At 60.4% G+C, this 11,883-nt stretch carries 11 protein-coding genes and 2 pseudogenes; 8 read left to right on the top strand and 5 right to left on the bottom strand.

Features of this window, described 5'->3' with window-relative positions:
* Positions 1 to 5 precede the first annotated feature (5 nt).
* Positions 6 to 248, bottom strand: coding sequence for a GlsB/YeaQ/YmgE family stress response membrane protein (locus BM046_RS03935; protein WP_218149996.1), 243 nt, complete (start codon positions 246 to 248; stop codon positions 6 to 8).
* 130 nt (positions 249 to 378) lie between these two features.
* On the opposite strand from BM046_RS03935, the gene BM046_RS03930 reads away from it, so the two are divergent.
* Both BM046_RS03930 and BM046_RS03925 read left to right on the top strand, forming a co-directional pair.
* The gene (locus BM046_RS03930) at positions 379 to 702 is read left to right on the top strand and encodes an antibiotic biosynthesis monooxygenase family protein (protein ID WP_090537197.1); all 324 of its coding nucleotides are present in this window, start codon (positions 379 to 381) and stop codon (positions 700 to 702) included.
* Positions 703 to 781: 79 nt separating this feature from the next.
* Positions 782 to 1,225, top strand: a complete 444-nt coding sequence (locus BM046_RS03925) for a DUF2147 domain-containing protein (RefSeq protein WP_090537195.1) — start codon at positions 782 to 784, stop codon at positions 1,223 to 1,225.
* A 168-nt stretch (positions 1,226 to 1,393) separates the two neighbouring features.
* On the opposite strand, the gene BM046_RS03920 is transcribed toward BM046_RS03925, so the two are convergent.
* Positions 1,394 to 2,548 carry an NnrS family protein gene (locus BM046_RS03920; RefSeq protein WP_090537193.1) on the bottom strand — a complete coding sequence of 385 codons (1,155 nt, stop codon included), beginning with the start codon at positions 2,546 to 2,548 and terminating at the stop codon, positions 1,394 to 1,396.
* A 393-nt stretch (positions 2,549 to 2,941) separates the two neighbouring features.
* Positions 2,942 to 3,469, bottom strand: coding sequence for an anti-virulence regulator CigR family protein (locus BM046_RS03915; RefSeq protein WP_090537191.1), 528 nt, complete (start codon positions 3,467 to 3,469; stop codon positions 2,942 to 2,944).
* Positions 3,470 to 3,682: 213 nt separating this feature from the next.
* Between BM046_RS03915 and BM046_RS03910 the strand changes: the two genes are divergently transcribed.
* Positions 3,683 to 4,303: a LysE family transporter gene (locus BM046_RS03910; RefSeq protein WP_090537189.1), complete on the top strand. Its 621-nt coding sequence runs from the start codon at positions 3,683 to 3,685 to the stop codon at positions 4,301 to 4,303.
* 442 nt (positions 4,304 to 4,745) lie between these two features.
* Here BM046_RS03910 and BM046_RS03905 read toward each other — a convergent pair whose 3' ends face one another.
* A complete protein-coding gene (locus BM046_RS03905) occupies positions 4,746 to 5,195 on the bottom strand; it encodes an META domain-containing protein (RefSeq protein ID WP_177197782.1) in 450 nt (149 codons plus the stop codon).
* 70 nt (positions 5,196 to 5,265) lie between these two features.
* A complete protein-coding gene (locus tag BM046_RS03900) occupies positions 5,266 to 6,393 on the bottom strand; it encodes a mechanosensitive ion channel family protein (protein ID WP_090537185.1) in 1,128 nt (375 codons plus the stop codon).
* A gap of 209 nt (positions 6,394 to 6,602) precedes the next feature.
* Here BM046_RS03900 and BM046_RS03895 point away from each other — a divergent pair, with 209 nt between their 5' ends.
* The 5 genes and pseudogenes from BM046_RS03895 to glmS form a co-directional block, all read left to right on the top strand.
* A complete protein-coding gene (locus tag BM046_RS03895) occupies positions 6,603 to 8,003 on the top strand; it encodes an MBL fold metallo-hydrolase RNA specificity domain-containing protein (protein ID WP_090537183.1) in 1,401 nt (466 codons plus the stop codon).
* Positions 8,004 to 8,157: 154 nt separating this feature from the next.
* Positions 8,158 to 8,673, top strand: a complete 516-nt coding sequence (gene rfaH, locus BM046_RS03890) for a transcription/translation regulatory transformer protein RfaH (protein WP_235818565.1) — start codon at positions 8,158 to 8,160, stop codon at positions 8,671 to 8,673.
* A 244-nt stretch (positions 8,674 to 8,917) separates the two neighbouring features.
* Positions 8,918 to 9,145: pseudogene (locus tag BM046_RS16100) on the top strand (alpha/beta hydrolase); the annotation flags it as partial.
* Positions 9,146 to 9,540: 395 nt separating this feature from the next.
* A complete protein-coding gene (locus BM046_RS03885; protein WP_235818564.1) occupies positions 9,541 to 10,605 on the top strand; it encodes an LPS O-antigen chain length determinant protein WzzB in 1,065 nt (354 codons plus the stop codon).
* A 39-nt stretch (positions 10,606 to 10,644) separates the two neighbouring features.
* A pseudogene (glmS, locus tag BM046_RS03880) lies at positions 10,645 to 11,787 on the top strand (glutamine--fructose-6-phosphate transaminase (isomerizing)); the annotation flags it as partial.
* Positions 11,788 to 11,883: the final 96 nt, after the last annotated feature.

The following is an 11,883-nucleotide window of genomic DNA, read 5'->3' as shown; positions in this document are numbered from 1 at the left end:
GAGCCTCAGGCCTTCTTGAACACCCCGATCGCTCGCAGGATGAGGATCAGCAATACGGCACCGCCGATGGCGATGATGAAGCGGATGATGGCGCCACCTTCCTCAAAGCCCAGCAGCCCGGCAATCCAGAAGCCGAGTACCGAGCCGATGATCCCGACGATGATGTTGGCAATCAGCCCCATCTGCTCATTGGTCTTCATGATGATGCTGGCCAGCCAGCCGACAATACCGCCGATGATCAGAGTCATTATCCAACCCATGGTCCTACCTCTCGTTGTGACGAAATGTACTGACCAGTAAAGCAGCAGATCCGCCAGTCTGCCTGTGAAGGACTTCCTATACTGGTCAATTCCATGGGCAGACAAAGCGAAAGGTGCAATGAAGTACATATTCGAAGTCCACATCAAGGACGGCCACACCGCCGAGGAATACGCTGACGCCTGGGTCCGGGCCAGCGAGATCATCCAGCGTGCACCGGGCGCCCGCGGTACCGAGCTGCACCGCAAGATCGGCGACCCGCGCACCCTGATTGCCATCGCCAGCTGGGACAGCAAGGAGCAGCGTGATGCCATGGAGGGCCAGCACAACCCGGATGTCGCCGCCATCATCCGCAGCGCCGCGCCCTTCTGCGAGATCCGACCGCTGGGTGAATTCGAAGACCCGGAATGGGTAGTCACGCCGACCGGCCGGTCATCCGAGTGATACACAACCCATACCGAAACGGCGCCATGGCTGCCGTAATATGCGCAACAGAATCCGCCACAACGAGGAATAACAACACATGAGCAGACTCCTTCGCCTGACCAGCCTGTCGATACTCACCTTTGGCCTGCTGCAGGCCGGCAATGCACTGGCCGATCCGACAGGACTTTGGGACACCGAAGACAAGGAGGGCCGTGTTCAGATAAGCCCCTGCGGCGACAAGCTCTGCGGCGACCTGGTGTGGATCGCCGACGCACTGGATGCTGAAGGCCAGCCCAAGCGCGACGAAAAAAATCCGGACGAATCCCTGCGCGACCGCCCGCTGGAAGGCCTGCGCATCCTCTGGGACATGCAGCCCAGCGGCGATGGCAAAACCTGGCAGGACGGTCGCGTCTACGACCCGGAAAGCGGCAAGACCTACCAGGGCCGCATCACGCTGGAAGGAGACAACGTACTCAAACTCCGCGGCTTCGTCGGCACCCCCATGTTCGGCCGCACCTCCACCTGGACCCGCGCCAAATAACCCCCTACGGCACGGTTTGTTTGTAGGAGCACCGCCCCGGTGCGAACCGGGCGGTCACACATTCGCACCCGGGGCGGGTGCTCCTACGATACGAGGCGGATCAGGTTTATCTGTAGGAGCACCGCCTCGGTGCGAACGGGCAAGCACAAACCTCTCCCACGGCAGGCGCTACTTCAACCGCCACCCCAACCGCACCATCAACACCGCCAAACTCAAATACGCCGCCGCCCAACTCCCCGCCGACAAACTCAACAACACCGGCCTGGCCAACGGCGTATCTCCCGCCATGAATCGGCACACCACCGCCACGGCAATCAACCCAACCGTCCAGAGCACCCACCCGGTTACCGGCGGTGTCTTGAAGCCGCGCTGGAAATACAATCGCAGCATCACACTGGTGGACAGCGTCCCCAGACCGCCCACGGTAATCAGGTGCAGCGCCGAGACCGCAGGCCGTTGCCCGACAAAGGCCAGCCCCGTGGCCAGGCTGCCCAGTGCCAGCCACAGATACCCCATTCCGAAGCCCAGCAGATCCGGCCGGCTGCCGCAACGCCACAGCTGCCAGCGAATATTCCTTACCAGCAGGACCATGCCGGCAGCCAGCAGCGCGCCGCCTGCCAGGGGATAGCTGTAGCTGTCGGGCAGTATCGGCACCAGCAGCGCGAGAATGGCCAGACCCAGCAGAATGATCAGCGCCCCTTCCAGCCGCGGCTGCAGCCGTGCCCGGGGCTCGATCCCTTGTTGCTCCAGGGTAATGGCCGCAGCAGGCGCGATCAGCCGCCCCCCGATAAAGCTCATCAGCAACAGCAAACAGAGCACCCCAGCGTGCATCAGACGACTGAGGTTCAGATCAATGGATGCCGCCAGCTCCGGCCAGCGATGCCAGATCAGCATCAACAGCAACCAGCAGAGCGGCAGCAGGCACAGGGTCAGGATCAGTGGACCGGTGGATTTGTTGCGCCACTGCCGGGCTGCGCGAAAGCGCGGCACCACCTGCCAGGCCAGCAACAGAGCAAAAGCCGCCGCCAGCGGCAGGGCCAGTGGGTGATCAGGGAAGGGGATACGCAGCAGCCGTGCCGCCAGCCACAGGGCAATCAGCGGATAGAGCACCCGCGCCGGCTGCGGCCCCAGGGTGTAACCGGCGATCAGCGCCAGGGCAAAGCCGAAGATCAGTTCAAAACCATGGCCAACGCCCACCAGACCCGCAGGCCAGCCGGTGCCGGACAGCATGGCGAACATAGACAACGGCACCGCTACAGCGGCCAGCAGCGCCGCCAGGGGAAAGAACAGGGTAAAAGCAGGGCGAGTGCGCGGTTTGCTCATGGGGCATCCAGAAACGCCATGGAAAGCCGAATGCTAGCGCAGCCCGCCGCAGGGGAACAGTTCATTCGCACCCGAGGCGGGTGCTCCTACGATACGAGGTGCTGGCAGGTTCATTTGTAGGAGCACCGCCCCCGGTGCGAACCGGTCAAGCACACATTCGCACCCGAGGCGGGTGCTCCTACGATACGAGGTGGTGGCAGGCTTGTTGTAGGAGCACCGCCCCCGGTGCGAACCGGTCAAGCACATATTCGCACCCGGTGCGGGTGCTCCTACGATACGGGGTGGTGGGAGGCTTGTCGTAGGAGCACCGCCCCCGGTGCGAACCGGGCAAGCACACATTCGCACCCGGCGCGGGTGCTCCTACAAGTGAGGACGGCACAAGAGCCGCGGACCTCAATTCAACACATTATCCAATATGGTGTACACCACACCGGTGGCGACGGCTACCAGCACCAGGTCTCGGCCTGCGCTGTGCCACTCATAGCCGGGGTAGTGTGGCAGGTGGCGTACATGACCAGGCGGGACCTTGTGGCTCCAGCCATGGGGCAGGGGGCGGCCTACTACCAGGTGCACATGCCGCGGTAGCGGCGGTGCCGGCCGCAGGTAGTGGCTGTGACGGTGGATCTCCCGGCGCAGCTGGTCACGGTGCGGCGGGCGGTGATGCTGGTTGTGCTGCGGCGGCCGACGGGGCTGGCTGTTGTAGATACGATCATCGCGCTGACGTTCCCACAACCACTGGCTCTGCTGGCGCGGCGGAGCGCGGTGTTGCGGCGGTGCATGGTGCATCGGCCGGTGCTGCTGATGGGGGTGAGACTTGCGATGATCGTGCGGCTTGCCGGGGGCGGCAGGGCCAGCCGACGCGGCGGTAGCGAATAGAGCCAGAGCTGCAAGGAGCGCTGTGGCCGGGCGTGTGAGTTTCATGGTGGTACCCTCGTACTTTCCCGTTTGGACTGACCCGCTGGGGCAAAATTCCCTGTCGACCCTGATCACAGGATATGCCACTCGGTGGGGGAAGGGGCGTTTGTAAAGACGACTTTACCTGTCTTTACCCAGCCCTGAAATACGGGTCAGTCGCGGGCCGACGGGCTGGTATCATTGCGTTTCCTGCTTTACGGCACCGCGCCGGAGGACACCATGAGTCTCGACACCTGGCTGGCATTTCTGCTGGCCTGCTGGATCATCAGCCTGAGCCCCGGTGCGGGCGCCGTCGCCTCCATGGCCAGTGGGCTGAACTACGGTTTTGCCCGGGGTTACTGGAACGCCATTGGGCTGCAGCTGGCCCTGCTGATGCAGATTGCCATCGTCGCTGCAGGGGTCGGGGCTTTGCTGGCCGCCTCGGCGCTCGGCTTTGCGCTGATCAAATGGTTCGGTGTCGGTTACCTGCTGTATCTCGGTTACCGCCAGTGGCACGCGCCGGTGCAGGAGATGCGCCTGCAGCACCGCCCCATTGGCCGGCCACTGAGTCTGGTCCTGCGCGGCTTCATCGTCAACGCCAGCAACCCTAAGGCCATCGTATTCATCCTTGCCGTATTGCCGCAGTTTCTCGATCCGGCGCGGCCGCTCGTCCCTCAGTATCTGGTGATGGCGCTGACCATGGTGATTGTGGATCTTATCGTCATGGCCGGGTACACCGGATTGGCCTCCCGAGTCATACGGCTGCTCGACTCGCCACGCCAGCAGCGCCTGGTCAATCGCAGCTTCGCTGCCATGTTCGTGCTCGCGGCGGGGTTGCTGGCAACGGTCCGTCGGGCTTGAGGTTGAGCAGCGGATTCGGGCGCTGCGGAGTTCGCACCGAGGGCGGTGCTCCTACAGGGGGAGGTCGTGCCGTGGTTGTAGGAGCACCCGCTCCGCATGCGAATGCGTGCGATACCGGTTCGCACCGAAGGCGGTGCTCCTACAGGGGAGGTCGTGCCGTAGTTGTAGGAGCACCCGCGCCGGGTGCGAATGCGCGCCAGACCGGTTCGCACCGAGCGGTCCGGCGATCCGGCGGTGCTCCTACCGGGGAGGTCGTGCCGTGGTTGTAGGAGCACCCGCCCCGGGTGCGAATATGTGCCGGACCGGTTCGCACCGAGGGCGGTGCTCCTACAGGGGAGGTCGTGCCGTGGTTGTAGCGAATGCGTGCTGGATCGGTTCGCACCGGGGCGATCCGGCGGTGCTGCTACAGTTCGCACCGAGGCGGTGCTCCTACAGGAGGCGGCTACTTATCCACCGGCTCAAACACCATGACGCCGGCGTCATTGATCAGCGTCAGCCGCGAGGTGGCTGCGTCGTACTGCACCTGCAGGGGCTCCTGCAGCCGGGTCTTGATGGCCGATTCCCGCGCCATCAGTTCGGATTCGCAAGCCATCATGGTCTGCATCAGATTGCCCACTTCCAGCTTGTCGGAGGAGAGCTTGTAATCACCTCCCATGTTGTTACAGGCATTGCGCACACCCAGGCGCTGCTCCTGAAATGTCAGCAGAACCGGCGGTTTCTCGCCACCCTGCAGGGAGGCATCCAGGTGGCCGTCGGCATCGGTAGCGTCTACCAGTGTCCAGTCGTGCTGAGTAAGCAGGCTGGGGGAAACATCGGGGGTACTGCTGCAGCCAGCCATCATGGCCAGCATCAGGGATGCCGGCAGCAGCCGGCGGAAAAAGCTGTTGCTCATGGGTTCTCCCAAAATCGAGCCGTCAATCGAACGCCTATGCTGCCGCACAATGGGTCGCTTCGTCGAGTATTCAAGCGCCATCGGGTTGTCCGCGGTAGGGCGCGTCATTGGCTGAACCCTTGTCCTGCGGCACGCCGGCCACCTGTACCTGCGGCAGATCGCCGCCAATGAATTCCAGTTTGCGGATCGGGAAGGCCAGCTTCACGTCGATGTCACGCAGTGCCTGCAGCAGCTGCAGATTGATCTCCTGCTGGATGTCCATGTACCTGTTGTAATCCGCCGTCTGCACGATGTGGACAACCTCGAAGGTCAACTGGCTCTCGTTGAAGGCGAAGAAGTGGGCCCGGTCGAAGTTGGTCTCGTCCATGCCCTCGATGATGCGGCGCACCTCGCCGCTGACCTGACGTACCTTTTCCACCGGCGTATTCGGGCTGATACCGAAGGTGAACACGATCCGCCGGGTGTTCATGCGCTTGTAGTTATGCACTATCTGCGACAGCAGATCGGCGTTGGCCACCACAATCTGCTCGCCACTCAGGGCGCGGATGCGGGTGGTCTTGAGACCGATATGCTCAATGGTGCCCGCCACCTCGCCGAACACCACGAAATCACCGATCTCGAAGGGTTTGTCGATACCGATCGACATGGACGCGAACATGTCGCTCAGCAGGGTCTGTACCGCCAGGGCAATGGCGATGCCGCCCACCCCGAGACTGGCAATCATCGCGGTGATATCGACACCCAGATTGGACAGGATCGACAGCAGCATCACGGTCCAGATCACCAGTCGCACCATGATTCCGATCAGGGTGGTGGTCACCGGGTTGCGTGCCTTGCCATCGCGATGCAGGCTGGTGGTCCACAACTGCACCGCATGGTCGGCCCAGAGCGCGATCTGGAAGGCCAGCGCTATAAACCAGCCGTGGGCCAGGGCTGCCTCCCAGCGGGGCGACAGCTCCACGGTCTTGAGGCCGATCATCAGGGCAAAGGCGAACAGCAGCAGCTTGCTGGTCTTGAGCAGCAGTGCGGAACCGAAATAGAACACACGGGAGTGAGACTTCTCGTTGCGCTGCATCAGCTGGCGACTGAGCACCCGGAGGGCAACGCTCAGCAGCAGATAGGTTCCGAGGGTGACGACCACCAGAATACTCAGCTGCATCCAGAGTGCGCGGTCGGTAAAGAGATCCCAGTACGGCATTACGGACTCCAGTCAGGTGAAAAACGGCCTGTCCGTGGCGGGGTATCTCTATTTCTGTCGTTTGGTGGGCTGATTAGTTCCGGCTTTTTGCCATTCCGGCTGCTGGTCAGTGCGGCTATTTGTGACCGTTGGGGCAGACTGCCAACTCCTCTCTTCTCAGCCCCACTGTTTCATAGAACAATCGGCTAAAAGCCAGGCAAGGAGCCGCCATGACCTACCCCCGCATAGAACACCACGGTGCCGTGAACGGCGTAACGGGCAGCTGCCATCAGCTGCATCTGACTCCCAATACCAGCGTCCTGATCGACTGCGGGCTTTTCCAGGGCGCCGAGATCTCCCGGAGCGGCACTCAGGCAGGGAATATGGCCATAGAGTTTCCCCTTGCGGGCATCCAGGCGCTGATTGCGACCCATGTGCATATCGACCATGTCGGGCGGCTGCCCTGGCTTATCGCCGCCGGGTTCAAGGGGCCGGTGTACTGCACCGAGCCCTCCGCCATGCTGCTGCCAACAGTGCTGGAAGATGCCTTTCTGCTCGGCATTCGACGGGATGCCCAACTGGCCGAGCGCTTCATAAAACAGGTCGAGCCCATGTTGCAGCCGGCGGCCTACCGCCAATGGATGACCGTCATCAATCGAGATGATCTGGTGCTGCGCATACGCTTTCAGCGGGCTGGGCATATCCTCGGATCAGCCTGGGTTGAGTGTGACGTCAACTACCCGCGAGAGAAGCGCCGGCGAAGAATCATATTCTCGGGCGATCTGGGAGCGCCACACGCGCCTATCCTGCCCGCACCGGATATCCCGTACAACGCCGACGTCGTCGTCCTCGAGAGTACCTATGGCGACCGGCTGCATGAGGACAGGCGCACCCGGCGGCAACGTTTTCAGTGCGCGCTGGAGCAGGCCCTGTCGGACGGTGGCACTGTGCTTATTCCGGCGTTCAGCATCGGTCGCACCCAGGAGCTGCTCTACGAACTGGAAGCGATCATCAGTGGCCAGAAAGGTGATTGGCTGCAGATGCCGGTCATCCTGGATGCCCCGCTGGCCACACGCTTTACTCAGTTGTACCGACAACTGAAGCCGTACTGGGATAAGGAAGCGCTGCGGCGGGTGGCGGCAGGGCACAAACCTCTGGGGTTCGAGCAGTTGCTTACGGTCAATACCCACGGCCAGCACCTGGCCATGGTCAACCGATTGGCCCAGACCCGGCAACCGGCCATAGTCATCACCGGCAACGGCATGTGCAGTGCAGGGCGGGTGGTCAACTATCTCAAGGCCATGCTGGGTGATCCTCGGCATAACGTGATCTTTACCGGCTTCCAGGCCCAGGGAACGCCAGGCCGGGCCATCCAGAAATACGGGCCGCAGGGCGGGTATGTGGAGCTGGAGGGCGAGCGGTTTGATATTCGCGCCGGTATCACCACCCTGGGCGGCTACTCGGCGCATGCTGACCAGGCAGGGCTGGTCAAGTTCGTCACCGGCATGAGGCACTGGCCGCAGCAGGTCCGTCTGGTGCACGGTGAACCCAATGCCAAGCAACGACTGGCCAGCGTGTTGCGTGAAAAAGCGCGACAAAAGGGGCGCCACATAGATGTGCTTATTCCATGAGGCTTTTTTTTGTACCCAATGTAAATTGTCACTCAGGGTGACTGAATGTATGGTTCGCACTCGCCCCGTGGGCCGAAGCCCTTTCGCGCTTGTAGATCCGGATGATGGTCAAGTAATATTGCAGCGCTCCGTTGAGCGATGATAAGGGGTGAAGGTGAAGACTCTGACAAAGGCCCCTGCGTTAGCGCGCTGGTACCTGGTTCAATGCAAGTCACGTCAGGAAGATCGGGCTGAAGAGAACCTCCGAAACCAGCATTTCTCCTGCTACTGCCCCCGGCATCTGGTTGAAAAGATGCGCTACGGCAAGCGGACTGTCATACAGCAGCCGCTGTTTCCCGGGTATCTGTTCATCAACCTATGCAGAATCAACGACAACTGGCACAGCATCCGCTCCACGCGGGGTGTGCTGCGTATGGTGACCTTTGCAGGCCAGCCTCTGCCCGTGCCTGATGAAATCATCAATGAGCTTCGCGCCAGACTGGCGATTGCAGAAGGCAGGCCGCTGTTTCGTGAAGGGCAGCCGGTGACCTTTACCGAAGAGCCATTCCGGGGGCTGGACGCCGTTTTCTGCAAGGCAGACGGTGAAGAACGGGCGATAGTCCTGCTGAGTCTTCTGCACCGGCAACAGGAGCTTAAGGTTCCTCTCAAGGCACTCAAAGCATCTAACTGAATCGCTGCGGCCTGCTGCAGATCACAAACCAATTCATTTACCTTGAAGAAGGGCCGCGCTGGAAAGCGAAGATGGTACTACCCCTCTGAGCTTGCCCGGGGCCCCCTGAAGTCGTCTGATTCCCTACTTCCCGCGAACTGACAGCATCCCTCTTTCGGACGAGGTTCGCCTTGATTGCTCAGTGGTACCTGCCAGGTCGGCCAGCTCTCCTTTGGACTGGGTTATGACTATCTCGGGAAATCCGGACGGTCATGCCTGGGCGACCCGTTCACGTCCGAGTCTGGACCCCTCCCCGAAAAAACCACTGATAGCACGCCTGGCCTTCGAAGACCCCACGCCAGGCATCTACCTCGCACGACCCTGTCAGCATATAAAGACAGCGGGGTGCCATCCGCGCCTGTGGACCAGTCATCGACTCTCCGAAGATGTGGTCAGCAGCCTTGGGCAGGCGCTGGATCAGATCAAGCTACGCTAGGGTAATCGCGACTTTGAGCTGGTTGGCTATTCCGGTGTCGCTGCACTGCTCCGACAAACGGCCCATCACCATCTGAAAGCGGGCCTGATGGCTGAGCACGAGCGCTGGGTAAGGTGTTGCCGCTCAGCAGAGGAATGGAGGTTGTAGCAGCCGGTACGGATGTGTAACATTCCGACCATTTTTGGCACCGGATTGTGTCAAAGCGATGTATGCTCCCGGCACGACAGGGATAGAACCGACATGGCGTGCAATAATGGCCAGTCATCCATGCCTGCAGAGCAGGTGCCGTACGCAATTGCCGACGAGTCCTCAGGAAAATGACTTCAGATCCTGGGGCGGTAGCGTGCTCAATCTAGTCACATGAGTGAATACAACAAAGGAATATGAGTGCAGTGACTCTCGAACAGAATCCTCAACAATACCCAGCCAGCGATGAAATCGATCTGATTGAACTGGCTGGCAAACTCTGGGAGCAGAAATGGCTGATCGCTGGGGTTACCGCTTTCTGCATCCTGCTTGCCGTTGCCTACGCGCTGTTAAGCACACCGGTCTATCAGGCCACAGCGACCGTCAGCCCCCCACTGAGTGCAGATATTGCTCCTTTGAATGAAAGCCGTATCCAGGCGAAGCTACCTGCTCTCACCGTTGACGAGGTGTATGCGCTTTTCAAGCGAAACCTGACATCCCGTAGCAGCTATCTGTGGTTCTTCCGAGATTACTACCGCCCCTATCGTGAGGAGCAAGGCACCCTGGCTCCAAGGGACGCCATGTTGAAATCACTGGATAACCTGATGCAGGTCAGCCAGCCAGACCAGCGCAATAATCCCAGTATTTATACCGTCTCTATCACTTTGCCGGGGGAGCCAGAGTTGGCGGCCGACTGGGCGACCCGATATCTGGAGCTGGTGACAGAGCGCACTATGTCAGATATCGCCGCGAATACCGAGAAAGAAGTCGCCAACCGCATTGCTGCTATTGACCGAAATATTGCCGACCTGCGCGAAGCGGCCAGGATTCGGCGGGAGGACCGCATAGCACGTCTTCAGGAAGCGCTGGTCGTCGCCGAAGCTGTGGGATATGAGAGTCCACAGGTCGTGGCTGGGCGAACCTCAGGCGAGAGTGAACTGCTCCAGATGATTGATGGCAGCCTGATGTATATGCGTGGCGCCAAGGCGATTCGTTCTGAGCTCAAATTGCTCAGCGAGCGTGAAAACGACGATCCGTTCATTGGTGCACTACGTGACTTGCAGATTGACCGGGGGCTTCTGACGACGGTAAACAGCCGCCCGGAGAACGTACAGCTTTACAGGCTGGATAGCCCTGCAGAAGTACCGGACACCCCAATCAAACCGAAGAAAGCGTTGATTGTTGTGCTGGGGTTGGTTGTTGGGGGCATGCTGGGTGGCATGCTGGCTCTTATTCGAATTGCAGTGCGAAACAGAAAACATAATCAATGAGAAATCTCAACATCACCGTAGCCGGCACCGGCGGCTATGGTGGACTACCCGGTACTGCGCTACGAGCACGCCGCTCACAGTCAGGAGAAGGGCGAGTACCGCCACTTCATGCTCAAGGAAATCCACGAGCAGCCGGCAGCCATTGCCAACACGCTGGAAGGCACCCAGGGCGAGGATCACGTGCTGACCGCGATCCTCGGCCTGGAGGCGGAAACTCGTCTTAAAGACCTCCAGAACATCCACATCGTCGCCTGTGGCACCAGCTGTCACGCCGGTCTTGTGGCTCGGTACTGGATAGAGGATCAGGCAGGGCTGCCGTGTCAGGTAGAAGTTGCCAGTGAGTATCGCTACCGCCAGGTGGCGGTACCAGCCAATACCCTTCTCATTGCTATCTCCCAGTCCGGCGAGACTGCAGATACCCTTGCAGCCCTGCGCTACGCCAAACAGCAGGGCTACCTGGCCAGCCTTGCCATCTGCAACGTCGCCGGCAGCTCCCTGGTCCGTGAAGCCGACTGGCGGCTGTTGACCAAAGCTGGTCCGGAAATAGGGGTTGCATCTACCAAAGCGTTCACTACCCAACTGGTCGCGTTGTTATGGTTGACCACCGCTCTGGCACAGGTAAAGGATCGCGCCCCGGAAATGATCAGTGCTAACGTCCGTGCTTTGAAGGGGCTGCCCCGTCTGGTCGAGAAAGTACTGCACCTGGATCAGCACATCGAAGAGCTGGCCACCACCTTTGCCAACAAGCACCATGCGCTGTTTCTGGGTCGTGGCCCCCATTACCCCATTGCGATGGAAGGGGTACTCAAGCTTAAAGAAATCTCCTACATCCACGCCGAAGCATACGCCGCCGGCGAGCTGAAACACGGCCCGCTGGCGCTGGTAGATGAAAACATGCCGGTGGTAAGCGTAGCACCCAGCGACAGCCTGCTGGAAAAACTCAAATCCAACCTGCAGGAAGTCGGCGCCCGTGGTGGCCAACTGATTACCTTCGCCTGTGAACGAGTAGATATGGATGAAGGTGAGGGCATCACCTATCTCAAGTTGCCCTGGGTATATGAAGCTGTATCGCCCATCGTTTACACGGTTCCGTTGCAATTGCTGAGTTATCATGTGGCGCTGGTAAAAGGCACTGATGTGGATAAGCCTAGGAACCTGGCCAAATCCGTCACCGTAGAATAATGCATCTTGCCTGGGAGCGTTTCCTGAGAACGTCGAGCACCAGCTCGATGAAGGCACTTATTAGCAACCAACTCCCTTTAACTGATCCGCCCTAGC

It is taken from the genome of Halopseudomonas formosensis (assembly GCF_900115905.1).
Classification (GTDB): Bacteria; Pseudomonadota; Gammaproteobacteria; order Pseudomonadales; family Pseudomonadaceae; genus Halopseudomonas; species Halopseudomonas formosensis.
The sequence above is the reverse complement of the archived record's forward strand: the minus strand, read 5'-3'. Positions and strand labels throughout refer to the sequence as shown.

Coding starts and splice junctions, on each gene's coding strand:
- BM046_RS03935 (WP_218149996.1), bottom strand. CDS start 248: ATGACTCTGATCATCGGCGGTATTGTCGGCTGGCTGGCCAGCATCATC.
- BM046_RS03930 (WP_090537197.1), top strand. CDS start 379: ATGAAGTACATATTCGAAGTCCACATCAAGGACGGCCACACCGCCGAG.
- BM046_RS03925 (WP_090537195.1), top strand. CDS start 782: ATGAGCAGACTCCTTCGCCTGACCAGCCTGTCGATACTCACCTTTGGC.
- BM046_RS03920 (WP_090537193.1), bottom strand. CDS start 2,548: ATGAGCAAACCGCGCACTCGCCCTGCTTTTACCCTGTTCTTTCCCCTG.
- BM046_RS03915 (WP_090537191.1), bottom strand. CDS start 3,469: ATGAAACTCACACGCCCGGCCACAGCGCTCCTTGCAGCTCTGGCTCTA.
- BM046_RS03910 (WP_090537189.1), top strand. CDS start 3,683: ATGAGTCTCGACACCTGGCTGGCATTTCTGCTGGCCTGCTGGATCATC.
- BM046_RS03905 (WP_177197782.1), bottom strand. CDS start 5,195: ATGAGCAACAGCTTTTTCCGCCGGCTGCTGCCGGCATCCCTGATGCTG.
- BM046_RS03900 (WP_090537185.1), bottom strand. CDS start 6,393: ATGCCGTACTGGGATCTCTTTACCGACCGCGCACTCTGGATGCAGCTG.
- BM046_RS03895 (WP_090537183.1), top strand. CDS start 6,603: ATGACCTACCCCCGCATAGAACACCACGGTGCCGTGAACGGCGTAACG.